This window comes from Nocardia sp. CY41, from assembly GCF_009829325.1.
Classification (GTDB): Bacteria; Actinomycetota; Actinomycetes; order Mycobacteriales; family Mycobacteriaceae; genus Nocardia.
Genome location: NZ_VUOS01000002.1, coordinates 101154 through 128124, shown reverse-complemented (window position 1 = coordinate 128124; position 26971 = coordinate 101154). Strand labels below are relative to the sequence as shown.

25 protein-coding genes and 1 pseudogene are annotated in these 26971 nt (G+C 68.4%); 6 read left to right on the top strand and 20 right to left on the bottom strand.

What is annotated here, in order from left to right; genetic code table 11:
- Positions 1-12: 12 nt before the first annotated feature.
- Complete coding sequence (locus GVY64_RS03030) at positions 13-1305, bottom strand: NAD(P)/FAD-dependent oxidoreductase (RefSeq protein ID WP_159838500.1); 1293 nt, start codon at positions 1303-1305, stop codon at positions 13-15.
- A gap of 113 nt (positions 1306-1418) precedes the next feature.
- Here GVY64_RS03030 and GVY64_RS03025 point away from each other — a divergent pair, with 113 nt between their 5' ends.
- The gene (locus GVY64_RS03025; RefSeq protein WP_159838498.1) at positions 1419-2276 is read left to right on the top strand and encodes a LysR family transcriptional regulator; all 858 of its coding nucleotides are present in this window, start codon (positions 1419-1421) and stop codon (positions 2274-2276) included.
- Between the two features lie 140 nt (positions 2277-2416).
- Here GVY64_RS03025 and GVY64_RS37640 read toward each other — a convergent pair whose 3' ends face one another.
- From GVY64_RS37640 to GVY64_RS03000, 6 genes and pseudogenes are all read right to left on the bottom strand, one after another.
- Entirely contained in the window at positions 2417-2932 is a 516-nt protein-coding gene (locus GVY64_RS37640) for a S1 family peptidase (RefSeq protein ID WP_236566572.1), read from the bottom strand.
- Positions 2933-3091: 159 nt separating this feature from the next.
- Positions 3092-3346, bottom strand: a pseudogene (locus GVY64_RS39030) (IPT/TIG domain-containing protein); the annotation flags it as partial.
- A gap of 264 nt (positions 3347-3610) precedes the next feature.
- Complete coding sequence (locus GVY64_RS03015; RefSeq protein WP_159838494.1) at positions 3611-4666, bottom strand: cobalamin-independent methionine synthase II family protein; 1056 nt, start codon at positions 4664-4666, stop codon at positions 3611-3613.
- Positions 4667-4986: 320 nt separating this feature from the next.
- On the bottom strand, positions 4987-5208 hold the full coding sequence (locus tag GVY64_RS03010; protein WP_159838492.1) for a hypothetical protein: 222 nt from the start codon (positions 5206-5208) through the stop codon (positions 4987-4989).
- Between the two features lie 241 nt (positions 5209-5449).
- A complete protein-coding gene (locus GVY64_RS03005) occupies positions 5450-6406 on the bottom strand; it encodes an electron transfer flavoprotein subunit alpha/FixB family protein (RefSeq protein WP_159838490.1) in 957 nt (318 codons plus the stop codon).
- A 38-nt stretch (positions 6407-6444) separates the two neighbouring features.
- A complete protein-coding gene (locus GVY64_RS03000) occupies positions 6445-7230 on the bottom strand; it encodes an electron transfer flavoprotein subunit beta/FixA family protein (protein ID WP_159838488.1) in 786 nt (261 codons plus the stop codon).
- Positions 7231-7493: 263 nt separating this feature from the next.
- Here GVY64_RS03000 and GVY64_RS02995 point away from each other — a divergent pair, with 263 nt between their 5' ends.
- From GVY64_RS02995 to GVY64_RS02985, 3 genes are read left to right on the top strand one after another with little or no spacing between them, the layout of a single operon-like run.
- Positions 7494-8312: a class I SAM-dependent methyltransferase gene (locus GVY64_RS02995; protein ID WP_159838486.1), complete on the top strand. Its 819-nt coding sequence runs from the start codon at positions 7494-7496 to the stop codon at positions 8310-8312.
- Positions 8309-9976: a 1,4-alpha-glucan branching protein domain-containing protein gene (locus tag GVY64_RS02990; RefSeq protein ID WP_236566571.1), complete on the top strand. Its 1668-nt coding sequence runs from the start codon at positions 8309-8311 to the stop codon at positions 9974-9976. Before GVY64_RS02995 ends, GVY64_RS02990 begins: the two co-directional genes overlap by 4 nt.
- Positions 9973-11226, top strand: a complete 1254-nt coding sequence (locus GVY64_RS02985) for a glycosyltransferase family 4 protein (protein ID WP_159838484.1) — start codon at positions 9973-9975, stop codon at positions 11224-11226. The genes GVY64_RS02990 and GVY64_RS02985 overlap by 4 nt, the downstream gene beginning before the upstream one ends.
- 13 nt (positions 11227-11239) lie before the next feature.
- Here the strand turns inward: GVY64_RS02985 and GVY64_RS02980 are convergent, their stop codons facing one another.
- Positions 11240-11785: a DUF1697 domain-containing protein gene (locus GVY64_RS02980; RefSeq protein ID WP_159838482.1), complete on the bottom strand. Its 546-nt coding sequence runs from the start codon at positions 11783-11785 to the stop codon at positions 11240-11242.
- A 321-nt stretch (positions 11786-12106) separates the two neighbouring features.
- Positions 12107-12856 carry an acyltransferase gene (locus tag GVY64_RS02975; RefSeq protein ID WP_159838480.1) on the bottom strand — a complete coding sequence of 250 codons (750 nt, stop codon included), beginning with the start codon at positions 12854-12856 and terminating at the stop codon, positions 12107-12109.
- Between the two features lie 234 nt (positions 12857-13090).
- Between GVY64_RS02975 and GVY64_RS02970 the strand changes: the two genes are divergently transcribed.
- Positions 13091-14389, top strand: coding sequence for an outer membrane protein assembly factor BamB family protein (locus tag GVY64_RS02970; RefSeq protein ID WP_159838478.1), 1299 nt, complete (start codon positions 13091-13093; stop codon positions 14387-14389).
- An 83-nt stretch (positions 14390-14472) separates the two neighbouring features.
- On the opposite strand, the gene GVY64_RS02965 is transcribed toward GVY64_RS02970, so the two are convergent.
- From GVY64_RS02965 to ctaD, 9 genes are all read right to left on the bottom strand, one after another.
- Positions 14473-15696 carry a THUMP-like domain-containing protein gene (locus GVY64_RS02965; protein WP_159838476.1) on the bottom strand — a complete coding sequence of 408 codons (1224 nt, stop codon included), beginning with the start codon at positions 15694-15696 and terminating at the stop codon, positions 14473-14475.
- Between the two features lie 284 nt (positions 15697-15980).
- Positions 15981-16958: a class I SAM-dependent methyltransferase gene (locus GVY64_RS02960; RefSeq protein ID WP_159838474.1), complete on the bottom strand. Its 978-nt coding sequence runs from the start codon at positions 16956-16958 to the stop codon at positions 15981-15983.
- Between the two features lie 37 nt (positions 16959-16995).
- Positions 16996-17769 carry an enoyl-CoA hydratase-related protein gene (locus GVY64_RS02955; protein WP_159838472.1) on the bottom strand — a complete coding sequence of 258 codons (774 nt, stop codon included), beginning with the start codon at positions 17767-17769 and terminating at the stop codon, positions 16996-16998.
- A 102-nt stretch (positions 17770-17871) separates the two neighbouring features.
- On the bottom strand, positions 17872-18642 hold the full coding sequence (locus tag GVY64_RS02950) for an NUDIX hydrolase (RefSeq protein ID WP_159838850.1): 771 nt from the start codon (positions 18640-18642) through the stop codon (positions 17872-17874).
- Between the two features lie 217 nt (positions 18643-18859).
- A complete protein-coding gene (locus tag GVY64_RS02945; RefSeq protein ID WP_159838470.1) occupies positions 18860-19693 on the bottom strand; it encodes an ABC transporter ATP-binding protein in 834 nt (277 codons plus the stop codon).
- Positions 19694-19818: 125 nt separating this feature from the next.
- Positions 19819-20622 carry an aminoacyl-tRNA hydrolase gene (locus GVY64_RS02940; protein WP_159838468.1) on the bottom strand — a complete coding sequence of 268 codons (804 nt, stop codon included), beginning with the start codon at positions 20620-20622 and terminating at the stop codon, positions 19819-19821.
- The gene (locus GVY64_RS02935; RefSeq protein WP_159838466.1) at positions 20619-21041 is read right to left on the bottom strand and encodes a protease inhibitor I42 family protein; all 423 of its coding nucleotides are present in this window, start codon (positions 21039-21041) and stop codon (positions 20619-20621) included. Before GVY64_RS02935 ends, GVY64_RS02940 begins: the two co-directional genes overlap by 4 nt.
- Before the next feature lie 70 nt (positions 21042-21111).
- Positions 21112-22329: a phosphoserine phosphatase SerB gene (gene serB, locus GVY64_RS02930; protein WP_159838464.1), complete on the bottom strand. Its 1218-nt coding sequence runs from the start codon at positions 22327-22329 to the stop codon at positions 21112-21114.
- A gap of 195 nt (positions 22330-22524) precedes the next feature.
- A complete protein-coding gene (gene ctaD, locus GVY64_RS02925; protein ID WP_084488664.1) occupies positions 22525-24267 on the bottom strand; it encodes an aa3-type cytochrome oxidase subunit I in 1743 nt (580 codons plus the stop codon).
- 676 nt (positions 24268-24943) lie between these two features.
- Between ctaD and GVY64_RS02920 the strand changes: the two genes are divergently transcribed.
- Positions 24944-25750, top strand: coding sequence for a VOC family protein (locus GVY64_RS02920; RefSeq protein ID WP_159838462.1), 807 nt, complete (start codon positions 24944-24946; stop codon positions 25748-25750).
- 73 nt (positions 25751-25823) lie between these two features.
- On the opposite strand, the gene GVY64_RS02915 is transcribed toward GVY64_RS02920, so the two are convergent.
- Together GVY64_RS02915 and GVY64_RS02910 are read right to left on the bottom strand one after the other, a co-directional pair.
- Complete coding sequence (locus GVY64_RS02915; protein ID WP_159838460.1) at positions 25824-26432, bottom strand: hypothetical protein; 609 nt, start codon at positions 26430-26432, stop codon at positions 25824-25826.
- A 27-nt stretch (positions 26433-26459) separates the two neighbouring features.
- On the bottom strand, positions 26460-26942 hold the full coding sequence (locus GVY64_RS02910) for a hypothetical protein (protein WP_159838458.1): 483 nt from the start codon (positions 26940-26942) through the stop codon (positions 26460-26462).
- Positions 26943-26971: the final 29 nt, after the last annotated feature.

Sequence of the window (26971 nt, the reverse complement as noted above, 5' to 3'; positions counted from 1 at the left end):
TACGGGAAGAAATCAAGCGGCGCGCCTCTCCTCGGCGCGTACCTTCTTCGGGGTCGTGTCCTCTTCGGCGAAGCCGGGGCATCCGGTGAAGATGAACGCGACCAGCCAGGACGCGACCGCGGCGAAGCGGTTACGGAAACCGACCAGGTAGAACAGGTGCACCGCGAGCCACATGACCCAGGCGACGAAGCCGCGGAAGGTGATGCGGTCGTTCAGCTTCGTCACGGCGCTGAACCGGCTGATCACCGCCATGCTGCCCTTGTCCCAGTAGGTGAAGGGGGTGCCGGGCTGCTTCTTGCGGCGGATGATGTCGGCGGCGTGCCTGCCCTCCTGCATGGCCACCGGCGACTGGCCGGGGTAGCCGTTGAGCGAAGTCATGTCGCCGATGGCGTAGATGTCGGCATAGCCGCCGACGGTGAGGTCCGGGTTGATCAGCAGTCGGCCTGCCCGGTCGGTCGCCACGCCGGTGGCCTCGGCCAGGATCTTCGCGAACCCGCCGGCCTGCACGCCCGCCGACCAGACGACGGTTTCCGCCGCGATGGCGTGCTCGACGCCGTCGGCGCTCTTGACGGTGACCTTGCCGTGCTCGATGTCGGTGACGAAGGTGCCGAGCAGCACGTCCACGCCGCTGCGAGTCAGCGACTTCTTCGCGTATTCCGACAGCCCGCCGCCGAACGGGGGGAGCACCTCGCCGGCACCCTCGACGAGCGTGACCGATACCTCCTGATGGAAATGCCGTTTCGCCAGCTCCTTCAGCTGACCGGCCACCTCGACGCCGGTCGCGCCCGCGCCGACCACGACGAAGCTGAGCAGCCTGCGCCTGGTCTGCTCGTCGGCCTGCGCGGCTTCGGCGAAGACGCGAGCGATCTGCGCGCGCAGGCGCCGCGCGTCGTCGATGGTCTTGAGCGAGTAGGTCTTCTCGGCGAAGTCGTCGCGGCCGAAGTAGGACTGGCTCGCGCCGGTGGCCGCGATCAGCGAGCCGTAACGGATGCGGTGGGGCACGCCCTCGTGCTCGTAGGTGACGATGGCGCGGTCGGGATCGATGTCGACCACGGTGCCCAAGCGCACATCTGCTTCGCGATGACGGCGCAGGATCCCCGCGATCGGCGGCGCGATCTCCTCCGATGTGAGCACACCCGTCGCTACCTGGTACAACAGCGGTTGGAAGAGATGTTCGGGCGTGCTGGAGATCAGCACATAGTCCACCCCCGACTTGGCCAGCTGCTTGGCGGCGGCGAGCCCGCCGAACCCCGATCCGACAATGACGACACCTGCGGTTTCGATTCCCGCTTCCACGTACTGCATGACAGCCTCCTTCTCTCATTACGAACCGCGATCCGGAGGGCGGATATTTCAGGTGTGTGGGCGCATAATTCAGATGACTCTTATCTCGATCCGTAATTAATCAGGAGGCCGCTGTGGAACTTCGGCAGCTCACCTACTTCGTCGCGGTGTGCGAGGAGCTCAGCTTCAGCGGCGCCGCGGCGCGCTGCTTCATCTCGCAGTCGGCGATCAGCCACCAGATCTCCCGGCTCGAGCGCGACCTCGGTGTGCAACTGTTCGAGCGCTCGACCCGCTCGGTCGTGCCCACCGACGCCACCGCCCGGCTACTTCCCCTAGCGAAACAAATGCTGAGCCTGGAATCGGCGATCCGCGCCGCCGTGCGCACGGTCGGTCCGCGCATCCGGCTGGCCGCGAACATGTCCTTCGCCACCCGCTCGCTGTCGGCGATCGCGGGGGCGCGCGCCGCGCATCCGGAGGCGGAGATCGAGTTCGTGATCAAACCCTTCCGTCAGCGCATCACCGCGGTGACCGACGGCGACTGCGATCTGGCCCTGATCCGCGGCAGGGTGGACCAGCCCGGCCTCGTGGTGGAGCAGCTCTGGGTCGAGGATCTCGTGATCGCCACTTCCAGCGCACACCCTCTGGCGACCAAGGACACGGTGACCCTGGCGGATCTGAGCTCCTACCCCCTGCTGTTGCCGCCGGAGCAGGAACAGGTCTTGTTGCACACCGTGATCCGCAACGCGTTCGCCGAATTGCCCACCGGCCCCACATTCGGGCCGCCGATCCCACCCGATCACACGGCGACGATGGAGCTGATCAATCGGCCCGACGCGTGGACGGTGCTGTATGCCGAAAGCACCACCGAAGGCCTGGTCGTGCTGCGCCTGGCCGAAAGCAAATTACGGATCCCGGTGTCGGCGGTGCTACGAGCCGACGCCAGGCGATCACCGATCCTGGACACCCTGCTCACGGCACTGCACCGCTGCTGAGCACGATCATTCGGCCGTTCATCGCTGCGAGACGTCGGCTCCGGGCAGTCTCTGGCACCGATCACGGGAACGCGCGGGTTCGCACACGGCACCGATCGCCGCCGATTCGATCGAGCGGGCATCGTGCTCGACCCCAGCGCTCATGGCAGCGGAATGAATCCGATGCCGATCGTGCCGGGTCCCTGCGCTGCGATGTCGTCGAGAATTCCAGGAATACCAGTGAACTGGAACGGCGCCCACGGCATGAGCGGATTGATCGCGGAGGTGATCCCGACCAGACCACTGCGTGTCGTCACCGGTCCACCGCTGTCGCCCGGAATGACCGCAGCCCACGAACTGATGACGTTGTTCTTGTACTCGATGACGAGACCACATGTCGTTCCGGACACTTGGCCGTACTTGCACATGATGTCCGAGAGGGGAACCGGATCCACGCCGATCCGGTTGATCACGGTGCCGTTCGGCGTCGTGTTGACCGGATTGATCTTCGTTTCGTCCAGCTTGATGACCGCGTAATCTCTGGACGAGTCGGCCGGAAAGCGCATCGACGGAAAGCCGGGCCAATTCGTGGGCCACGTGGCGTAGTACCCGACCGGACCCAGTCCGCGGTTCCCGGAGAGGAATACCTCCTGAGCTCTGGTGTTCCTAGTCATCATATGCCCTGCCGTGAGAGCAACCAGATTGCCGAGCTCGTCGTATCCGACAGCTCCTACGGTGCCCCAGCTTCCGCGCGGCGGTCCGCCATCGGAGATGATCGACATTCCCGGACCGAAATTCACCCCGCATGGCGCGTGCGTGCCGACATAAGTGAACGGAAGACCGTTACTCAGCCCACTGGCCGTTGTGACGGTGATACGCACGACTCCTCTTGCGGGAGGAGAGACAGCCGTGATCCGTGTTGCGGAATCGATTGTGAACGAAGTCGCTGGAACGGCGCCGAATCCGACCGCCGTAGCTCCGGTCAGGTTCGTCCCGGTCAAGACGACCGTGGTTCCACCGATGACCGGCCCCGAACCCGGGCTCGCCGAGGTCAGAGTCGGCGCCGCGGAAAGGGAAGTAGTGGTGGACATCGTGCGACCTCCTCGACCCCGCCGGAATGGGCTCCGCTGCGCCAGGATTGTGAACCCGCTCGATCCTGACCCTCTTCAGTAAGGCGCCTATACAGTCCCGCGAGCAAGAGATCTCTCGATCCGTTTTCTTCCGTTTTCAGATCGGCTGTCCGGGGGGCGAAGTCACGAAACGACTCCGCTGTGCATGCGCGGGATTCCTGCCCACCCGATCGAGAACGGCCCCGAGAGTTCCCGGGGCCGTTCAACCGAGTCGAGCTGCGCGGATCAGACGCCCAGTTCCGTCGCCGCCAGTGCCGTGCCCTCGATGCGAACACGGATCTTGGCGAACGCGGTTTCCCGTGAGGTGGAAATGTCGTCGGCGAACGGTGCGAAACCGCAGTCGTCGCAGGTGCCCAACCGTTCGACGGGCAGGTAGCGAGCGGCGAGCAGCACCCGGTCACGCACCTGTTCGGGTGTCTCCACCTGCGGGTCGATCGGGTCGGTGACGCCGATGAACACCCGCGCCTCGGCGGGCAGGTGCTCGGCGACCACGGCGAGCACCTTCTCCGGGTCCGGCTCGCTGGCGAACTGGAGGTAGAACGCGCCGACCCGCAGTTGCAGCAGCTTCGGCAGCAATTGGACGTAGTCCACGTCCAGGCTGTGCGTGGAGTCCTGGTCACCGCCGGGGCAGGTGTGTACGCCGATCCTGGCCCGCTCCTCGTCCGAGAACCGTTCGAGCACCGTGTTGTTCAGCTCGATGAACTGGTCGAGCACCCCGCCGCTTGGATCCAGCTTGAGCGACAGCCGCCCTTCGGTGAAGTCGAGCTGCACCAGGTGCGCGCCCGCGTCCAGGCAGCCACGGATGTCGGCCTCGGCCGCGTCGGCGAGGTCGGCGAGGAACTGCTCGCGGGGGTAACCCTCGATCCCGTCGGCCGGGTACAGCAGGCTCAACGCCGACGGCGCGATGACGGCTTGCTTCACGGGAACGGTGGCGTGCTGCTGCGCGCTGCGCAGATAGTCCGCCGCGTGCGCGGCGTAGCGGAACGGCCCCGAGGCGAGCCTGGGCAGCTGTCTGTGATGTCCGTCGGCGAACGGGATGATCGCCCCGTCCGGGGCCAGATTATCCAGCCCGGCAAGGGGATACGTGGCGAAGCTCGGCTTGGACTGCTCGCCGTCGGTGACGACGGGAGAGCCGAGTTCCTCCAGACGGCGGATGGTCTCGGCGACCGCGCGCTGCTGGAGTTCGGCGAGCGCGGCGGCGTCGCCGGATTCGTCGGCCATGGCGGCCAACAGATCGTGAGGTCGAGGGATGCTACCGATCGGTTCCGTGGGGATGCTCACCGGCCGAGTGTAAGTCCGCCACCTGCAACTCGGACGCCGAATCACCTGCAGCGTAGTTTCTTCCGCATCGGTCACGATTCTCGCTCACCTGGCCTCGAGAGTTCGCACCGATTTCGGAGAGCTCGACAGGCCATCGGTCACACATTCGAGTTCCGGCGACCGGACCGAACCGAATGACGGTCGGAGGCAGATATTTCGGCGGTGGTCGACAAACGGAACAGGACCACCGCGCAGCAATCGACGCGGTGGTCCCGGGGTTGTGCGGCAGATCGTGCGGCGAGGGTGGCGTGGATCAGGTCAGCCCGCCCTCACCACTTCGATCAGCGGAAGATGCCCATTCGCCAGCCGTTTCCTTCGGCCTTGCAGCTGTAATGGGGGATGTTGATGTCGCCCGCGGCAGAGCGCCGCGCCACCTCCTGCTTCGCAGCGGCCAGGCATTCCTTCTCGGTCGGATACACCGTTGCCTGTGCCGCAGGCGCCGAGGCGATCAGGGCCCCCGTAGCCAACGCGCCCATCAGCAGTCCCGTAACCGTCTTCTTCACTTTTGATCCCCTGGTGTCGATGACTCCCCCCCTTCGGGGGATTTGACGCCAATGAAACTAGCAAGCAACTCGTGAGATCGGCGAATGGGTCATCAACCGTGCCGACCACGAGCAGTCTCGGGCCATCCGGTGATCCCAAGGGCGCGTTGGGGATCGAGCACCAGAACCGCAGACCGACCAACTCGGCGAAAGGCGGCCCCGACCTGAAGGTCGGGGCCGCCTTTCGACCGGCCGAAGGGTGTCAGCCCTTGTGCGCCTTGACCGCTTCGGTCAGCTGGGGCGCGACGTTGAACAGGTCGCCCACGATGCCGTAGTCGGCGATCTCGAAGATCGGCGCCTCTTCGTCCTTGTTGACCGCGACGATGGTCTTCGAGGTCTGCATGCCGGCGCGGTGCTGGATGGCGCCGGAGATGCCGAGGGCGATGTACAGCTGCGGGGAGACCGTCTTACCGGTCTGGCCCACCTGGAACTGGCCCGGGTAGTAGCCCGAGTCGACCGCGGCGCGCGACGCGCCGACGGCCGCGCCGAGCGAGTCGGCAAGCGCCTCGACCACCGAGAAGTTGTCGGCGGAACCGACACCGCGGCCACCGGAGACCACGATGCTCGCCTCGGTGAGTTCCGGACGGTCACCGGCCACGACCGGCTCCCGCGAGGTCACCTTGACCACGCCTTCTTCCTGCGCGGGCACCTCGACGGTCACCTTCTCGCCCGCACCCGCCTGCGCGGAGGCCTCGACGGCGCCCGGGCGGACCGAGATCACCGGGACATCGCCGGTGACCTTGGCGTCGACGGTGAACGCGCCACCGAAGATGGAGTGCACGGCGGTGCCGTCGGACTTCACGTCGATGACGTCGACCAGCAGGCCGGAGCCGATGCGGGCGGCCAGGCGACCCGACACCTCCTTGCCTTCGGCGCTGGCGGCGACGATGACGGCGGCGGGCGAGACCGACTCGGTCAGCGCGGCCAGCACGTCGACCTTCGGGGTCACCAGGTAGTTCTCCACATCGTCGGACTCGGCGATGTAGATCTTCTCGGCGCCCGCGGCGGCCAGCGCGTCGGCCAGCTTCTCGCCGGTGCCCGCCGTGCCGAGCACGACGGCGGCGGGCTCGCCCAGGGCGCGGGCGGCGGTGAGCAGTTCGGTGCTGACCTTCTTGATCGCACCCTCGGCGTGCTCGACGAGCACGAGTACTTCAGCCATGTGTGTTCTCTCCTAGGAAGTCTGCAGCGCTACCGAGATCAGATGATCTTCTGGCCGATCAGGTACTGGGCGATCTTGGTGCCGCCGTCGCCTTCGTCCGCGATCTTCTCGCCCGCGGTGCGCGGAGGCTTCGGCGTGGCCGCGGTGACCGCGGAGCCCGCGTTCGCGACGCCCACGGTCGAGGGGTCGACGCCCAGGTCGGCCAGCGTGAAGGTCTGCACTTCCTTCTTCTTCGCGGCCATGATGCCCTTGAAGGACGGGAAGCGCGGCTCGTTGATCTTCTCGGTGACGCTGACGATGGCGGGCAGGCTGGCCTCCAGCTTGAACACGCCTTCGTCGGTCTCGCGCTCGCCGGTGACCTTGTCACCGTCGACGGTCAGCTTGCGCAGGTGCGTCAGCTGCGGCAGGCCCAGGTACTCGGCGATGATCGCGGGCACCGCGCCCGCGCGACCGTCGGTGGCCTCGTTGCCCGCGATGACCAGCTCGACACCCTCGACCTGGCCGAGCGCGCTCGCCAGCACCCACGCCGTCTGCACGGCGTCGGAGCCGTGGATGGCCGGGTCGTTGATGTGGATGGCCTTGTCGGCGCCCATGGACAGCGCCTTGCGGATGGCCTCGGTGGCGCGGTCCGGACCGGCGGCCAGCACGGTGACCTCGCCACCCTGGGCCTCTTTGATCAACAGCGCCTCTTCGACGGCGCGCTCGTTGATCTCGTCGAGGACGGCGTCGGCGGCCTCCCGATCGAGGGTGAAATCACCGTCGGTGAGCTTGCGCTCCGACCAGGTGTCGGGAACCTGCTTGATGAGTACGACGATGTTCGGCATCGGTCTTCGTCGACCTCCTGTTCTGGTTACACGTATGTGGTGGTCGCACGAACTGCGCCGTACGCCCGGGTGGGTGGCTCAGGCCGTGACATTACCTTACGTTAAGTTACCCGTGGGTAACTTAGTGGCTTCTCTCTCACAAGTGGGTACCACGCGTTACAGTGCGCCGGTTCGCCGACCCCGCTTACGGGCGGTCGAAGCCGCACTTCCGGGCCGACCGGGTGGGTGTCCCGCCTGGAAACGGTGGCAGTAACGTCGGAGTGATGAGCGAGGCTGTGATCCCTGCCGCAGTGGACGTCCCGTCCGGCATCCCCGCGGACCCCGAGACGAGCGTCGGCGCCGTCGAACCGCTGCCGCTGACCGGCGAGCGCACCGTGCCCGGCATCGCCGAGGAGAACTACTGGTTCCGCAGGCACGAGATCGCCTACGCCCGCCTGCTGGAGCGCTGCGCCGGAAGAACCGTGCTGGAGGCGGGTTCCGGCGAGGGCTACGGTGCGGACATGATCGCCGACGTGGCCACCAAGGTGATCGGCGTGGACTACGACACCGGCGCCGTCGAGCACGTGCGCGCACGCTACCCCCGCGTGGAGATGATCCAGGGCAACCTCGCCGAGCTGCCGCTGGAGGACGCCTCGGTCGACGTCGTGGTGAATTTCCAAGTGATCGAACACCTTTGGGACCAGTCCCAGTTCCTGCGGGAGTGCCTGCGCGTCCTGCGTCCCGGCGGGGAGCTGCTGATCAGCACGCCCAACCGGATCACCTTCTCCCCCGGCCGTGACACTCCGCTCAACCCGTTCCACACCAGGGAGCTGAACGCGGCCGAGCTGACCGAGCTGCTCGTCGACGCCGGTTTCGAGGTCGCGCGGATGATCGGCGTGCACCACGGCCCGGCCCTGAAAGCGCTGGACGCCAAGCACGGCGGGTCGTTCATCGACGCGCAGATCGAACGCGCGCTGGCCGGTGAACCCTGGCCCGCGGAACTGACCGCGGACGTCGCGAGCGTCACGGCGGACGATTTCGTGCTGGAAGCGGCGGACATCGACGCGAGTCTGGATCTGGTCGCCATCGCGGTGAAGCCTTGACCGATCGCAGTACCGTGTCCGGCGGGCACGCCGCAAGCCCCGTGCCGGGCCAGTTCACCTTGGTCCTGCACTCCCATCTGCCCTGGCTGGCCCATCACGGTCGCTGGCCGGTCGGCGAGGAATGGCTCTACCAGTCCTGGGCCGCGTCCTACCTGCCGGTCGTCGAGGTGTTGCGAACCCTTGCGGCGGAAGGCCGTTCGCATCTGCTGAGCCTCGGCATCACGCCGGTGCTCGCGGCTCAGCTGGACGACCCGCACTGCCTGGCGGGGATGCACCATTGGCTGGGCAACTGGCAGTTGCGCGCCGACGAAGCCGCCATGGCGGGCAACGTGGCGCTGGGCAGGCACGAACACCGCCTGGCCGCCGCCGCACTGGCCGAGTTCGAGCGGTACTGGCGGCACGGCGCGGCGCCGGTCTGGCGCGCGCTCATCGATGCGGAGACCATCGAACTGCTCGGCGGCCCGCTGGCCCATCCGTTCCAGCCGCTGCTTGATCCGCGATTGCGCCAGTTCCAGCTCGCCGAGGGCTTGGCCGACGCGCGGCACCGCTGGGGTCAGACGCCGACGGGCATCTGGGCGCCGGAGTGCGGATACACCCCTGGCATGGAGGTCGGCTACGCCGCCGCCGGTGTGACGCATTTCATGGTCGACGGGCCCGCCCTGCGCGGCGACACGACGCTCGGCCGTCCGGTGCGGGATTCCGATGTGGTCGCGTTCGGACGCGATCTGCAGGTGAGCTACCGGGTCTGGTCGCCGAAATCCGGCTACCCCGGACACGGCGCCTATCGTGACTTTCATCACTACGACCACGCCACGGGTCTCAAACCCGCGCGGGTCACCGGCAAGACCGTCGCGGGCCCGGACAAGGCTCCCTACGACCCGGAACTGGCCGCCGCGGCCGTCGCTCGGGACGTGGACGACTTCGTGCGGACGGTGCGCGAGCGGTTGATCTCCGAGTCCGAGCGGATCGGTCGGCCCGCCTTGGTCGTGGCGGCGTTCGACACCGAACTGTTCGGCCACTGGTGGCACGAGGGCCCTCAGTGGCTGGCGCAGGTGCTGCGCGCGCTGCCGGAGGCAGGCGTCACCGTGGGCACCCTCGCCGACGCGCGAACCCGCGGTTACCTGGGCGAACCGGTACCGCTGGCCGACTCGTCCTGGGGTTCGGGCAAGGACTGGCGGGTGTGGGCGGGCGAGCAGGTGCGCGACCTGGTGGAGCTCAACGACGATATCGTGCGGCTGAGCTTGGACACCGTCGACAAGATGCGCGCCGCCCAGGGCGGCGCGCCCGGGCTGCGCGACCACGTCGCCGATCAGCTGCTGCGCGAAGCGATCCTGACCGTCTCCAGCGACTGGGCGTTCATGGTCAGCAAGGACTCCGCCGCGGGTTACGCGCGCGACCGCGCGCACCGCCACGCCCACGCGGTCCGCGAAATCGCCGCGGCCGTCGGGGCGGGCCAACTCGCGAAAGCACGGCAGTTGGCGGCAGGATGGGGGGCAGCTGACGGACTCTTCCCCGGCGTGGACGCGCGACGACTGACCTCCGCGGGGTCCGTACCCAGCGCCACCGGGGGTGTATCCGCCGCCGCGCCGGGACCTGGCTCCGCCACCGCGGGCCACGGACCGGGTCCGGCGGACCCGGGCTCGGCCGCAGAAGGACTTGCATGAAGATTTTGATGGTGTCGTGGGAGTACCCGCCGGTCGTGGTCGGCGGGCTCGGCAGGCACGTGCATCACCTCGCCGTCGAACTGGCCGCGGCAGGCCACGAGGTGGTCGTACTGTCCCGGCGCCCCTCCGGCACCGACGCCTCGACCCATCCCACGCACTCCTACATCGCCGACGGCGTGCTCGTGGTGGCGGTCGCGGAGGACCCGCCGGTGTTCGACTTCGGCGAGGACATGCTCGCCTGGACGCTGGCCATGGGGCACGCCATGGTGCGTGCCGGCGTCGCGCTCGGCAAGCCGGGCATCGGCGACGGCTGGACGCCCGACGTGGTGCACGCGCACGACTGGCTGGTCGCCCACCCCGGCATCGCCCTGGCCGAGTACTACGACGTGCCGCTGGTGTCGACCATCCACGCCACCGAGGCCGGTCGGCACAGCGGCTGGGTCGCGGGCAAGGTCAACAAGCAGGTGCACTCGGTGGAGTGGTGGCTGGCCAACGAATCCGACGCGTTGATCACCTGCTCGGCGTCCATGCAGGACGAAGTCGAGCGTCTCTACGGACCCGAGCGGATCCCGATGACGGTGATCCGCAACGGCATCGACGTGGGCGCGTGGACCTTCCGTCCCCGCTCGCCGCGCACCGGCCCGCCGCGACTGCTGTACGTGGGCAGGCTCGAATACGAGAAGGGCGTACAGGACGCGATCGCCGCGCTGCCGCGCATCCGCCGCGCCCATCCCGGCACCACCCTCACCGTCGCGGGCGTCGGCACGCAGTTCGAGTGGTTGCGCGAACGCGCCCGGGTGCACCGGGTCGCCCGCGCGGTGAACTTCACCGGTCAGCTCGACCACGCGGAGCTGCTCGGTTGGCTGCACGGCGCCGACGCGATCGTGCTGCCGAGCCGGTACGAACCGTTCGGCATCGTCGCGCTGGAAGCGGCCGCGGCGGGCACCCCGCTGATCACCTCGACGGCGGGCGGCCTGGGCGAAGCCGTGATCGACGGCGTCACCGGCGCGTCGTTCGCGCCCGCGGACGTCGACGGCTTGGTGGAAGCGGTCCGCGCCACCCTCGACGATCCCGCCGCCACCCAGCAGCGTGCCTACGCCGCCCGGGAACGGCTCACGGCCGATTTCGCGTGGGACGTGGTGGCGGCGGAAACCGCCCAGGTGTATCAGTCGGCCAAGCGACGGGTGCGCAACCCGCTGGGCCGCCCGTCCATCGTGGAACGTCCCCTGCCGGAACGCGATCCGAAGTAACCACCCGCCTCGGCTAGCCGCCCAGCTTCTTGACGATGCGCTCGACGGTGAGCCAGGTGCGGGTGGTGATGTCCTTGCCGTATGTCTTCTCCAGCCAGGCCATGAAATCGGGCGTCTTGCCCGGCTCGCTGTTGTCGATGACCGCGAGGAACGCGCGCGCGTCCGCGTCATAGCCGACGACCCGGGTGAGCGGGTCGGGCCGCTCGGGCAGGTCGGACGGAGCTTCGGCCGTGTCCTTGAGGAACGTCGCGATCAGATATGTGCCGCGCCCGTGGGTCAGGCCGTGGAACGGGTCGGTGTCGAGCAGTGCCCGCAGTTCGTCGTGACTGCGGATGATCGTCCCACCGCCGATGCCCAGTTCCCGGATCAGCGCCTGCTGGATGCGATCTTCCAGCTCGGACACATCGGACTCCGCGCTGTGGAACACGATATTGCCGCTGGCCAGCACCGATCCGACGCCCTCGAAACCGAGCGACTCGAACACCGCGCGCAATTTCGCGTTGCTCATGTTCGGATTGCTCGGCATGATCCCGCGCAACAGCGCGGCGTAGGCAGTCATAGCGCCGAACCTACTCGCCCGCACCGACGAATCCGGGCTCTACTGGGCGGCCGCCGGTCTCGGTTCGGAGCGGACTTCAGTGCGGTGGCACGCCACCCGGACTCCGGATGCGGCCCCCGCGAACCGTGTAGGCGTGGTCGGCTCCGGTCTCGGCCGTCATATAGTCGGCCTGCGCGATCTGTTCGGTAGGCGACGCTGGTCCCGGCGACAGCCGAGTGCGACGTTACTCTGCGGATGAACGCGGCCGCTGCGATCACGGCGCGCCAGATTACCCTCGACGACCGCGACGGAGCCGCTGCGCGACCGCACCGGCCGTCCTTCTCAGGCGGTCTGCGTCGCCCCGTTCTTCTTACGCGCGATGTCCTCCAGCGCAGCCAAGTATTCGGCCCGTGCCTCCGCCCCTGCCTCCCAGGTGGCCTTGCGGTTCTTGACCACCTTGGCCGGTGCGCCGACGGCGATGCTGTAATCCGGGATCTCGCCCTTGACCACGGCGTGCGCGCCGAGCACGCAGCCACGGCCTACGCGCGTCTCGCGCAGCACGGTCACCTTGGCCGCGATCCAGGTGTCGGGGCCGATGCGCACCGGGCTCTTCACGATGCCCTGGTCCTTGATCGGGACGTTGATGTCGTCCATCTTGTGGTCGAAGTCGCAGATGTAGCACCAGTCGGCCACCAGGGTCGACTCCCCGATCTCGATATCGAGGTAGGTGTTGACGACGTTGTCCTTGCCGAACACCACCTTGTCGCCGATGCGCAGCGAACCCTCGTGGCAGCGGATCGCGTTGCCGTCGCCGATGTGCACCCAGCGGCCGATCTCCATGCGGCTCAGTTCGGGGGTGGCGTGGATCTCCACCCGGCGGCCGAGGAAGACCATGCCGCGCAGCACGATGTGCGGGTTGGCCAGGCGGAACTTGAACAGCCGGTAGTACCGCACCAGATACCAGGGTGTGTACGCCCGGTTCGCGAGCACCCAGCGCAGCGACGCCGGCGTCAGAAAACGCGCCTGCTGCGGATCCCGGCGGCGCGATCCCCGCCAGCGCGAGCGCAACGGTGCGCCCCACATGCTCGTCACGAACGGTTCTCCTGTCGTGGTCCTACCGGCCGTCGCTCGCCTCGGCGGCGACGGATAGAGCCTATCGCTCGCGGCGGCCACCCGCGACGACCACCCGCGACCACAACGCCGGGACCGGTTCACCCGCGCAAAGGGCTCCCGTACAGTGACTCCTGCGCTCGGAGAGGGCGCGGGTGCGAGCCAACGACGACAGGAGTACGGCAGGTGCGAAGCGGCGGCGTACTGGCTACTTCCATGTGGCGACCGTCCCGGAAACGCGCCGCGGCCGTGCTGGCCGCGGTCGGCGCGCTGACCCTGGCCGGTTGCGGCACCGATTACGACGACATCACCGTCGGCACCGGCAAGGGCTGGACCGCCGCCTACCACGACGGCCGCAACAGCGGCACCGCTCCGATCACCGGATCGCGGAAGATCGGGCTGAGCTGGCAGCGGCCGATCGGCGGTCCGATCGCCCAGCCGGTCACGCTGGGGCCCGACGGCCAGCTGTTCCTCACCACGCGGCTGCAGAACTGCTCGATCTTCTCCTTCCAGATGGCCACCGGCCGCAAGCGGTTCTGCAACGCGCTGGGCCCGAGCGCGATCTCCGCGCCGTCGGCGGTCGACGGGATGACCAACGTCTACGTCGGCGACGACAGCAGGGTGATCTCGTTCAACTACCTCGGGCAACCGCGGTGGGCCACGCCGGTGGCAGGCACACCGGTCTCGGTGCAGTTCACCGGCGACGGAAAACTGCTGACGATCAGTCAGTCCGGTCAGGTCGACGTGTTGTCCCGGCAAACGGGCGAGCGGGCGGTCCCGACGCTGCAACTGCTCGGCGAACCCAACTTCCTCGTCAACGCCGGGCTCGGCTGGCCCGACTCGGGCCAGGGACTCGACGACTGCGCGACCGGAGGGCCGCAGTGCCCCGTCGCGAACATCTCCCCCATCGATGCGGGCAGCGGCAGCTTCTACGTGACGTTGTGGCAGCCGGGGCGGCCCGCGGCGGCCGTGGTCGCGCTGCGCTACACCGGGGACAAGGTCGTGCGGGAGTGGAGCGCCGAACTGCTGCTGGGCGGCAGTTCCACCAGCCCGGCTCTGTCCGCCGACGGCGGCACCCTCTACGTCGGCGACAACAACAACCGCCTGATCGCCCTGGACACCGCGGACGGGCGCACCAAGTGGGTGCATCGGCTGGACTGGACGCCGCGCGGCGGCATCTCGGTGTCCGATGACGGCCTCATCGTCCCGTCCGGCGAGGACGGCTACCTGCTCGCGCTCCGGGACAAGGGCGACACGGCCGAAACGGCTTGGGAGCGCAAGGATCTCGCGCTGCGTGGATCGGCAGCGCAGACGATGGGCGACACCGGTTACGTCACCGCGGCCATCGGGGACGGGCTCAACCTCGTCACCTTCGATACGCGAACCGGAAGCACCATCGATTCCGACGTCCTGCCGGGCGCGAAGGGAACCACCACCGGCACGTCGATCGGCGCGAAGGGTGAGGTCGTGGTCGCCACCCGCATCGGCGAGATCTTCGCCTTCGAGCCGGAGTAGCACCCGCCGAAGTGAGTACCGTTGCCGTACGGCGCGTCACCGCCGCACTTTCGGCGTGGGCCGGCGGCGACGCACCCGCGTGGTCACGGAGTGGCACAGAGGAAAACCGTCGCGGCGCGGCCGATGCGAGTGATCACCAGGGTGTGCGGGCGGGTGCCCCGCGGTTTCAGGCGCGCACGAAGGGCATCCGGATCGATGTCGACGCCCCGGGCGAGGATTTCGAGGGGGCCGCAATCGCGGCGATGCAGTTCGGCGCGCAGGGCTTTCTCACGGAAGTCCATGCGGTCGAGGATGCGGAAGCCACGCACGCCCTCGGGCACGGTGTCGCCGGTGAGATAGGCGATGCGCGGATCCAATTGCCACAGGCCGTGTTTCGCGGCGTAATGACGGACCAGACCGGCGCGCACGACGGCTCCGTCCGGGTCGATGATCCATTGCCCCGGCGCGCGCTCCTCGATGTCGTCGGATTCGGCATCGGTGATGCTCCACCCGCCGACCTCGGACGAAAGTACCGTCGCGCGACGACGGACACCCCGCTCGGCGAGTCCGGACGACCATAGGCACGCCTCACGCACCGAGCCGTCGAGTGAGACGACCTCCACCTCACCGGACCAATCGAGCCGGTCGAAATCGAGGCCGGGAGCGCATTTCACGGCGAGATCGCGGCCCGCGTAGGCCGCGAGCAGATCCGGCAGCGGCGGTTGGAGTTTGGCCGGGTCGTGCGTACGGCGGCCATCGGCGCGCCGGGCCGGGTCGGCGATGACCACGGTGTCACGACTGCTCGGGCGCAGGGCATCTGCTCTGGCCAGCAACACATTCCGGGTTTCCTCCGAGGGACCGGTGGCGGTTGCGCGCGCACTCCGCTCCCCCGCCCCGAGCCGGCGCGGCCCCAGATTGTGCGCGGCGATCGCCAGCCGCACCTCGTCCAGATCGCTGCCGAGCACCGCCGGGCACACCCGGGCCAGCTCGGCGAGTTCGGCTCCGATCGAGCAGGTGACGTCGTGCACCGTCCTTCCGGCCAGCCGCGCGGCGCGCTGCCGTGCCACCAGCGTCGGGGTGGCTTGCTGCAGCGCGTCGTCGGTAAGCAGCCACTGCCCGGCGTCGAGGAGTTTGGCGGCTGCTCTGCGCCGCAATCGCACTGTCTCGATCAGGGCCGCCGCCCGATCGCCGTGCGCGCGACGGACCCGCTCCAGATCGCGCAGGTGCGTCGCCGTGGTCAGCTCCAGCTGTCCCACCTCGGCCAGCGCGTCCCCGCCGATCGCGCTACCGAGGTATCCCACATCATCACGGGTGAAGCGATAGCCCACTACCGAGCTCCCGTAATCGTTCGCACCCTGCCGACCCACCGGCGTCCGGTGGCCGGGTCCGTCCCCCGCGCTGTCGCGACGGCCCCGTTCGGGTTGCCGGTGCGGGTGATCTCGACGGCGGCCTGTTTCCCGGCGCCTGTGGCGATCCCGCGAGCCTTGACCCGGTCACCGTTTCGGTGCCGCTCCATCTCCGGGTTCCGGCGCAGTGACGCCGGCCGGTTCACCTGGGCAGCAAGTTCGCTGCCCAGGTCGGCGATGGGGTCGCGACCGGTAGCGCGGGTCAACTACTTTCCGGCGGAGGTGGGCTTCACGCCGGTGATCATGGCGTTGTAGAAGAACTGGCGCGGAACGACGCGGCGCATGACGTTCTCGTCCACCCAGCTCAGCCCCAGCCAAGCGCGGTACATGGCCATCCGGTAGCGCCAGGTGAGTTTCTCGGCGGGCACCGCCGCCTCGAACGTGCGCACGGGCCAGCCCCACAGCGCCGCGGCGAACTCCTCGGTCTTGGCCGACACCTCGACGGCGCCGGCCGATCGGGCCATCGCCTCCAGGGCGCGCGGATCGAAGGTGTGCAGGTCGACGACCGCTTCCAGGGCCGCCGCGCGGGAGGACTCGTCCAGCTCCTCCTGCGGACGCCGCCAGCCGCTGAGCATCGGCAGCTTGGTCACCGTGGTGGTGGCCTTCCAGGTGATCCGGCCCAGCCAGCGCGCGTAGAAGTTGCCGACCGTGGTGGGCTCACCGGCGAACACGAAGCGGCCGCCCGGCTTGAGCACGCGCAGGCACTCCTTGAGCGCGAGTTCGACGTCGGGGATGTGGTGCAGCACCGCGTGGCCGACCACCAGATCGAAGGTGTCGTCCTCGTAGGGGATGGTCTCCGCGTCGGCGACCCGGCCGTCCACGTCCAGGCCCAGATTCTGCGCGTTACGCAACGCGACCTTCACCATGCCCGGCGACAGGTCGGTGACCGAGCCGGACTTCGCCACGCCCGCCTGCATCAGGTTCAGCAGGAAGAAACCGGTACCGCAACCGAGTTCGAGCGCCTTGCCGTATGGCAGCGGCGCGGGGCCCACGGCCAAGTCGAACCGGCCGCGCGCGTACTCGATACAGCGCTCGTCATAGGAAATGGACCATTTGTCGTCGTAGGTCTCGGCCTCCCAGTCGTGGTAGAGCACCTGGGCCAGCTTCGTATCCTTGAGCGCTGCTTCGACCTCTGCCTCGGTGGCGTGCGGGTTCGGCGCGGGGTCGTCGGGACGTACCGTCATGGTCGGCAAGCCTACCCAAATCCGCAGTTGACGCCTGCTATCGGCCCACGAATTCCGCCGACCCTGGACCGTTGGCCAGATAAGAACCTGTTCCTATCAGGCGATCTTCCGTCGTGAACAGGGCAGACCACTCCCCACGGGCCCGATCGAGGCCGTGCGGACCGGCTTCGAAGACCGCTTTCGCGGCGGCCAGCGCGCGGGCGGGACCCCCGACGAACCGGCGTGCCCAGCGCATCGCGGCGGTGTACACGTCGTCCGGCGCGACGACCTCGTCGACGAGACCGAGCGTCTTCGCCTCCTCCGGCTCGACGAATCGACCGGTGTAGACGAGATCTTTGGCGGGGCCGGGCCCGATCAGCAGCGCGAGCCGGCGGATGCCGGCGAGCGGGATCAAGCCGGTCTCGATCTGCGGCAGACCCAGCTTGACGTTGTCGCCGATGACGCGGCGGTCCGCGCCCAGCGCCAGCTCCAGTCCGCCACCGAGGCAGTAGCCGCTGATCGCCGCGACGGTGGGCTGCGGAATCCGGGCCAGGCAGCCCAGGGCGCGCTGCAGGTCGGCCGCCATGGCGGCGGCCTGCTCGCTGCCGAGACCGAACAGTTCGGCCACGTCGTCACCCGCCGAGAACACCCGTTCGTCGCCGTACACGACCACCGCGGCGACCCCAGGGTCCGCCGCGACGGCGTCGGCCGCCTCGGCCAGTTCGCGCACCAGCTGCACGTTCAGCAGATTCATCGGCGGGCGGGCGAACCGCAGGACTGCCACGCCCCGCGCATCACCCTCCGGCAGCTCCAGGGTCACGAATTCGGCCATGAGAGGCCACGCTACCGGGTCCCCACCGTCACCGACGGTGCGGATCGAAGACCGACCGCAGCCGCACCGACAACAGCCCGCCCGGCAGCTGGGCCGCCTCACTCATGGGCGCACGGATCCACGGAGTCGCCCTGTGTCGGGTAGGTCGGCGAAGTAGCGGTGGTTGTCGGGGAAGGACAGCTGCTGTGTGCCGTCCAGATCGGACAGCACGGGCAGGATCGGGTCGATCGCGCGCTCGGCCGCCAGGATGTCGGCGGTGGAGCGGAATTCGCCGAGCGCGACCAACTGCGACCACGTCGGCGGCAGCAGCACGTCGGTGCCCGAGCGCCAGCGTGCCAGGGCCTCGGCCGGGGTGCTCCACCGCACCTCCGCGGCCTCGGACGTGGCACCGTCTGCGCGCTGGCCCTCCGGCAGCACCGCGACGAAGAACCGGGTGTCGTATCGGCGCGGCTCGATGACGGGGGTGATCCAGTTCGCCCACGGACGCAGCAGGTCGGCGCGGAGCACCAGCTTCTCGTCGGCGAGGAACGACGCCAAGGTCAGCTCCCTGCGCTCCAGCCTGCCGCGCGCGTCTCGGTAGCCGGTGGTGTCGGAAACGACGCTGTCGGCGGCCGGCCCGGCCAGCAACACACCGCACTCCTCGAACGTCTCCCGGACGGCCGCGCAGACCAGCGCCTTGGCCCTGGTTTCGCTGGTCGCGAATTGTTCGGCCCACCACGCGGGTCCCGGACCGGCCCAGGCGATGTCGGCGGTTCCGTCGGAGGGGTCGACGCCGCCGCCGGGGAACACGGTCATGCCCGCGGCGAACGCCATCGCGCCGACCCTGCGCTGCAGGAAGATCTCGGGTCCGTCGGCCCCGTCGCGCACCAGCATCACCGTGGACGCGTCCTTGAGCGGCGATGCCGGTCGCTGAGAGTCTGCCTGCGCTTCTGTCTCACTCACCCTTGCACCATAACGGGCGCAATCGGACGCACTCCGTCCACAGCCCGCGCATGGCCGGAGTCGAGACCGACGTAGGACCGCACACGACCCGAGCGAAGGCGAAGGTACGCCCGATGCGCGCTTGGTGGGCGACCGCACGCCGGGCGGGTCAGCGGCTGCGGTGGCTGCCCGCGCGGCGCGCGCGCCGCGCGAAGTAACGACCGTCGACGCGATCGAGCGCAATCGATTGCCTGAAGGCGTCGCTGAGGTTCTCCGCGGTGAGCACGTCGGAGAGCAGGCCCTGTGCCACCACTTCGCCCTCGTTGAGCAGCAGGCCGTGCGTGAACCCCGGCGGAATCTCCTCCACGTGATGGGTGACCAGCACGATCGCGGGCGCGTCCGGGTCGGCCGCGAGATCGCCGAGCCGCTCGACCAGTTCCTCACGGCCGCCCAGGTCCAAGCCCGCGGCCGGCTCGTCGAGCAGCAGCAACTCGGGGTCGGTCATCAGCGCGCGGGCGATGAGCACCCGCTTGCGCTCGCCCTCCGACAGGGTGCCGTAGGTGCGGTCCGAGAGATGCTCGGCTCCCAGGCTTTCCAGCATGTCGATGGCGCGGTCGGTGTCCATGTCGTCGTAGCGCTCCCGCCAGCGGCCGAGCACCGCGTAGCCCGCGGAGATCACCAGATCGCTGACCTTCTCGTCGACCGGCACCCGGCTGGCCACCGCGGCCGACGACAAGCCGATCCGCGGGCGCAACTCGCTGATGTCCACCTTCCCGACCCGCTCCCCCAGCAGATGGGCGATGCCCGCGGTCGGATGCAGCTCGGCGGCGGCCATCCGCAGCAGTGAGGTCTTGCCCGCGCCGTTGGGCCCGAGGACCACCCAGCGTTCGTCGAGCTCGACCTGCCAGGTGACCGGGCCGACGAGAGTATGGCCGGAGCGGCGGACGGTCACGTCGGTGAAATCGATGAGCAGATCGGGATCCGGTTGCGGCACGCGCTCCATCTTGGCCCACGCGTGGGGGCACTTGCCAACGCGGGGAGGGTAAACCGAGCCGTTCGGTCGGATCTTCGCGGGACGGCTGCCCGCACGGCCGTATCGGGCACCCTCCGACACGCCCGCGCGACGGTTCACCAGGACCGGGCGGGCACCGCGATCACTGTCATCGAGCCCGGCGCCACTTCGGTGTATCCCGCGTCGCGCACGGCGACGGCTGCACCTCCGGCGACCTGCTCGACCAGCGCAGCCCAGCGCCGCGCATCCGCCTCGCGCACCGCGCAACGGAAGCCGAGTTCCGCCCAGCGCCACGCGTGCTCCACCGGCAGCGCACCGGCCAACAGCATGCTGGCGTGACCCACCTGCGCGGCCGACTTGCCCAGCGTCATCCCGAGCGCGGCGTTCACCCAGAGCACCGGCAGATCCGGATCGGGCGGCCCTGGATCGTCGTGCTCGAGATCGGTGCCGCCGATCTGCAGCCGCTTGATCAGCGGATCGACCTGCCCCACCGGGCCCGGGACCAGCGCCCGCGCCTGCGCGCCCTCGATCTCGACGGTGACGCCAGGCACGCCGCACGTCGCGCGCCATTGGGCGCCGCGCGCCCGGCGAGCCACCTTGCGGATCCGCGACCGCTTCCAAGCCAGATAGCGTTCCTGCCACTCGCCACCGGGCCCGACGCGCTCGTCCAGGCACAGCGCCACCGCGGCTGACGCGGCGGCGGCCAGCAGCGCACTGCGCGGCGGCGGATCGGTCTTGGGCAGATGCAGAACCATCTGCATCGCCTGCACCATGGCCGGGTCGTCCGGATCGCCCGCCCCGTAGCCCGCGGACAGCTCCGTGTGCCGGGCCCGGAACCCTTCGATGCCCGAAATCGTTGCACCCGTGAGACTTTCGCCGTCATCCCGGACCTCGGCACCACATTCCGGAATGCTCGTCATGGTTCCACCTCGATCGTCAACGAAAACGTCCTGGCCGGTTCCAGCCCCTGCTCCCACGGGCGCCGGTACTCCATCGTCAACGGCGTCTGCCCCACGGCCACGCCGACGAAACTCCACACCGACGTCCCACCCGCGCCCGGCGCGACAGGCACGGCCGGATCGGGTTCGAAATCCGCCTCGCCGTCCTGCTTCGCCACGGCCGCGTCCACCGTCGTGATGCTCCAGGAGTAGCCCGTGGACGGATTCGACGGGAGCGCGACCACCAGCCGCTGCCCGACCCGCAGTCGCCGCTGGTGTCCGTCGTCCGTCTCGCCCACGCGCACAACGGGATCCGCGGACTCGGTCGTAACCCCGTCCGGCGAGCCGCCACACCCCGCCACCGCCAACCCGGCCAGCAGCACAAGCAGGGCCTTCCGCACCCGTCCTCCGATCGCCGAAAGATCAACAGCAGCGAGCCTACCGAGGCGGACGCCGAACGGGCCGGGATGATCAGCCCAGCGGTACGCGGCGCAACAGCCCGTCCCTGGCGTCGGCGGCCTCCACCTCGTGCCGGGTGACCCCCAGGATGAACAGGACGGCGTCCAGATAGGGATGCGAGAGCGCCGCGTCGGCGACCTCGCGCAGCGCGGGCTTGGCGTTGAAGGCGACACCGAGCCCGGCGGCGTTGAGCATGTCGATGTCGTTGGCGCCGTCACCCACCGCGACGGTCTGTTCCATCGGCACCCCGGCCTCGGCCGCGAACTTGCGCAGCGCGGTCGCCTTGGCCGCCCGGTCGACGATCTCGCCGACGACCCGGCCGGTCAGCTTGCCGTCCACGACCTCGAGCGTGTTCGCCTGCACGAAGTCCAGTTCCAGCTCGTGCGCCAGCGGTTCGATCACCTGCCGGAAGCCGCCCGACACCACGCCGCAGCGGAAGCCGATCCGGCGCAGCGTGCGGATGGTGGTGCGCGCGCCGGGGGTCAGCTCGATCCGGTCTGCCACTTCCTCGATCACCGACTCGTCCAGTCCGGCCAGCGTGGCGACCCGCTGTCGCAGCGATTCGGCGAAGTCGATCTCGCCGCGCATCGCGGCCTCGGTCACCTTGCGGACCTCGTCCTCCACGCCCGCGTGCGCCGCGAGCATCTCGATGACCTCGCCCTGGATCAGCGTCGAGTCGACGTCGAAGACGATCAGCCGCTTGCCGCGGCGGGCCAGCCCCGCGCGCTCCACCGCAACGTCGACCTGCTCGGCCACCGCGACCTCGGCCAGCGCCGTGCGCAGCCGGGAATCGGTGTCCGGACCGGAGTCGATCGCGGTGACCAGCAATTCCATACCGGTCACCGGGTAGTCGGCGATACCGCGGATGGTGTCGATGTTCGCCCCCAAGGCGGCCAGTTGCCGCGACACCGCGCTGAACGCGCGCGCGGTGACCGGGCTGCCGAGGATGACCACCGCGTGCGTGGACATCGGCTGCCTGCCGATCGCCGCGTCCACCTCCACGTCGACGTGCATGCCGACGGTGTTCATGGCCTCTTCGAGCTCGTCCTGCAACGCCTCGGCGTCGGTCGGGCAGGTGACCAGGACGCCGAGTGTCAGCCTGCCCCGGATCACGACCTGCTCCACGTCCAGCAGACTCACCTGGTGCCGGGACATGGCCGCGAGCAGCACGGACGTCACACCGGGACGGTCGGGTCCGGTGACGGTGACGAGGACGGTGGTGTCGGCCAACTGATGCGCTCCATGTTCGATGTTCGCCGTCGCTGTGCTGGACGTCGTTGTCGCAACGCACGGTGCGTACTGATCTCTGCAAACGATCTCCACAAACGAGTGTGCACCCGCTGGTGACCAGCGGGTGCACACTCGTCGCGAGGAATCCTACGGCGCGGCCGGACGTCGTTCGCCCGGCCCCGGCGTGAAAGCGCCCTACTTCGCCAGGGCGTTCGGCTCGTGCAGCTCGGTGGCGTGCTTGCCCGAGCCCCAGCCCACGTGCGCCTCGGCGCGCATGCGCTCGACCATGTGCGGGTAGTGCAGCTCGAACGCGGGACGCTCCGAGCGGATCCGCGGCAGCTCGTAGAAGTTGTGCCGCGGCGGCGGGCAGGTGGTGGCCCACTCCAGCGAGTTGCCGTAGCCCCACGGGTCGTCCACGGTGACCACCTCGCCGTAGCGGTAGCTCTTGAAGACGTTCCACAGGAACGGCAGCATCGACGCGCCGAGCACGAAGGCGCCGATCGTGGAGATCGTGTTCAGCGTGGTGAAGCCGTCGCTGGGCAGGTAGTCGGCGTAGCGGCGCGGCATGCCCTCTGCGCCCAGCCAGTGCTGGACCAGGAAGGTGGTGTGGAAGCCGATGAAGGTCGTCCAGAAGTGCCACTTCGCCAGGCGCTCGTCCAGCATCCGGCCGGTCATCTTCGGGAACCAGAAGTAGATGCCCGCGTAGGTGGCGAACACGATGGTGCCGAAGAGCACGTAGTGGAAGTGCGCCACGACGAAGTACGAGTCGGTGACGTGGAAGTCCAGCGGCGGGCTGGCCAGGATGACGCCGGACAGACCACCGAAGAGGAAGGTGACGATGAAGCCGATGGAGAACAGCATCGGCGACTCGAAGGTCAGCTGACCGCGCCACATGGTGCCGATCCAGTTGAAGAACTTCACACCGGTCGGGACCGCGATCAGGAAGGTCATGAACGAGAAGTACGGCAGCAGCACCGCGCCGGTGGCGTACATGTGGTGCGCCCACACCGCGATGGACAGCGCGGCGATACCCAGGGTGGCGTAGACCAGCGTGGTGTAACCGAAGATCGGCTTACGCGAGAAGACCGGGAAGATCTCCGAGACGATGCCGAAGAACGGCAGCGCGATGATGTACACCTCGGGGTGGCCGAAGAACCAGAACAGGTGCTGGTAGAGCAGGATGCCGCCGGTGGCAGGGTCGTAGATGTGGCCGCCCAGGTGGCGGTCGTAGGCCAGGCCGAACAGCGCGGCGGTCAGCAGCGGGAAGGCCAGCAGCACCAGGACGCTGGTGACGGCGATGTTCCAGGTGAAGATCGGCATCCGGAACATGGTCATACCCGGAGCGCGCAGGCAGACCACGGTGGTCAGCATGTTCACGCCACCGAGGATGGTGCCCAGACCGGACACCGCCAGGCCCAGGATCCACAGGTCGGTGCCGACACCGGGCGAATGCAGGATGTCGGTCAGCGGCACGTACGCCGTCCAGCCGAAGTCTGCGGCGCCGCCCGGGGTGATGAAGCCGGCGGTCGCCATGCTGGCGCCGAACGCGTACAGCCAGTAGCTGAAGGCGTTCAGGCGGGGGAAGGCGACGTCGGGAGCGCCGATCTGCAGCGGAAGGATGATGTTGGCGAAGCCGAACACGATCGCGGTCGCGTAGAACAGCAGCATGATCGTGCCGTGCATGGTGAACAGCTGGTTGAACTGCTCGGTCGAGAGGAACTGCAGACCGGGGCGCGCCAGCTCACCGCGCATCAGCAGGGCCATCAGGCCACCGATGAGGAAGAAGCCCATCGACGTGGTCAAGTACATGACACCCAGGACCTTCGGGTCCGTGGTGGTGACCATCTTGTAGATGAACGAGCCCTTCGGCCCGGTCCGAGCCGGATAAGGCCGAGTCGCTTCCAACTGAGGGACTGGCTGGGGCTCTACGGCAGTCACTGATCCTCCTGAAAGGTGCCTTTAGGTCGCTCCGCAGGCTCCGCTGATCGCATCCATCCCCGATGTCGGGACAGACGACAGTTCGCTTGCGCTCTTGGCATCGTAAACCGGGGGCGCCCGCGTCGACCGAACGGGTCCTACTCTCTGTCGTATTCGATTGGCCGCGACTTCGTCGCGGCGTGTTCGCGGCCCCTTTATGGCTCGCGTCCGAGCGACCGCCGCCGGCGACTGCGTCGCGGACGCGGCGGCCACTCGGACGCGAGCCGGGCCGCGAACGGGCAATGGTCGGTCTCGCTTCGCTCGAAAGACGTGGTCCGGGTGAGTTGGCGCGTAGTCGGCAACCGATGAGTTGGTTGATTGCGTGCTGGTGCAGGTACCGACTCGGGTGCCCGTGGCGGCGGTCGGCGACAGCGATACGGAGAAGTAGACCGCCCTCCAACGATTTCGTCCGCCCGCGCACCTCAGCTCTCCAGGCGAGACGCTGGCCGGGATCGGCGTGCCTGCCGACCCTCGGGCGAGTGGCGTTCGGCGGCTCTGGCCGGGCGGCGATCGGCGGAGCTCCGCTGCGACCCGAGGTCATGGTCGCTCGAACTCGTCGCGCCGGGGACCGATGAGTTCCGCGAGCGGTGGGCGTCTGCATCGGTGACACGAGTTCACCTCAGCCAGGAGACCAGCGATGACGACACCGAAGAGCAGCAAGCCCGGCGATCCCTGCTGGGTCGATCTGTACAGCTCCGATCTCGATCGGAGTATCGCGTTCTACCGCGAGCTGTTCGATTGGACCGCGGAGAGCGCGGGCGAGGAGTTCGGCGGGTACGTCACCTTCCGCAAGGACGGGCGCGCGGTGGCGGGCGCCATGGGCAGGATGCCCGGCGACACCGACAGCCCCGAACAGTGGACGGTGTATCTGTCCAGTTCCGACGCGCAGACCACCGCCGACGCGGCGACCGCGGCGGGGGCGTCGCTGGTGGTGCCGCCGATGGCGGTCGGCGAGCTGGGCACGATGGCCGTGCTGGGCGATGTGGGCGGTGCGGGCGTCGGCATCTGGCAGGCCGGGGCGTTCCCCGGATTCGAGACCATGGGCCTGGTCTCCGGCGGCCGGTGGCGCGAGCACGCGGGCGCGCCGTCCTGGTTCGAGCTGCACACCCGCGCCTACGACGCCGCGCTGACGTTCTACCGGGAGGTGTTCGGCTGGTCGGACGTCTTCACCATTTCCGACGCTCCCGAATTCCGCTACTCCACGATCCACGCCGAAAGCCCGATGCTGGGCGGCGTCATGGACGCCTCGGCCTTCCTGCCCGAGGGCGCACCCGCGGGCTGGACCGTCTATTTCGGCGCCGACGACGTGGACAAGACCGTCGAGCGGCTCGTCGAACTCGGCGGAAAGGTGCTCTCCCCGCCCGAGGACACCCCCTACGGCCGCATGTCCGCGGTCACCGACGCCACCGGCGCCCGCTTCAGCATCGGCGGCAACCGCGCGTGAGGCGAATGGCCCGCACGAAGACTCCCCGCAACTCCGACTCTTGGTGCGGGTCCCTTTTCTCGTCTATAGCTTGTCACACCGGATTCGCGCGCACGAACTCCGCCATAACGTCCTCGATGCTCGCGATGATCAACGAATTCTCACCGGTGGATTCCTCGAATCGAATCGTCAATTCGTCGCACAAGGCGACGAATGGCTCGTCTTCGAGGTCGGTGAACAATCTCATTTCCGCGATGTTCCGCGCCCCGAGATAGGGCTCACGATATCCTCCACTGACGGCGTATGCCTCGTTCAGGCAGATCAGGAAGATTCCCGTCAGCGGACGCGCCGACACTTTTCTCTGCCGGAAGAACTGCGTCACCCCATCGGTTATTCGATCCGCGTTCACCAAGTCGAGGGTGTCGGCGTCCAAACCGTTCATGTATCCCGCAACGCTGTCGAGCGCCGCCAACCGCAGGCGATCGAATGCGGTGGATCCGTCTATCGAGCCGATAATCGCGATGGCGCTTTGTGCGCGGATGGCATGCACCGCCAGAGCATGACTGGAAGATTCGCCGCAGAATACCCGACCGCAGAAACGGACCATCTCCGTCAGATCGAGTCGCAGTCGTGACAGCGGTTCCTCGATGGCGTCCTCACCCCGTCTGGCAGCAGCGACCAGCTCGCGTCGACGTGTCCCCATCTGCGTTCAGCACCCCGTTCGAGTGAATTACATGGTCGCGCAGGCGAACCACTCGTTGTCCCGCGGCTCAGTATAGACAGTGAGGATGTCGTTGCCGCGGTTCGTATCGTAGGCGAGTTTCGCCCGGCTGCTCGTGCCGTTGTACTGGAGTATGTGCTGTTTGTGACCTGGCTTGTTCCCGTCCCTGGGGAAGCCGAAGCTCACCAACCGGTCCATGCAGTCCAAAAATGCTTTCGGATTGACGAACGGATCGTGCCCGCCATCGATCATATGGCGCAACGCATAGCACCGAAACTGCATCTTGGAGCCGTTCGGATGAACGGCGCCGTACAGTATCTGGCTCTCGTTCATGGCGCTGCCATCCGCATCGCACGCCGCCATATCGGCCGCGAACTTCTCGTAGTCGAATTTCGATCCGGGCGGAGGCGTTGCAGACGCCCCGCCACCTCCGGCAACGGTACAGACAACCATGAACAAGAACAACGCAAGCCGAATGGAACGCAATCTCATGATTCCCCCTCGTCGTTGTCGCGCAACTC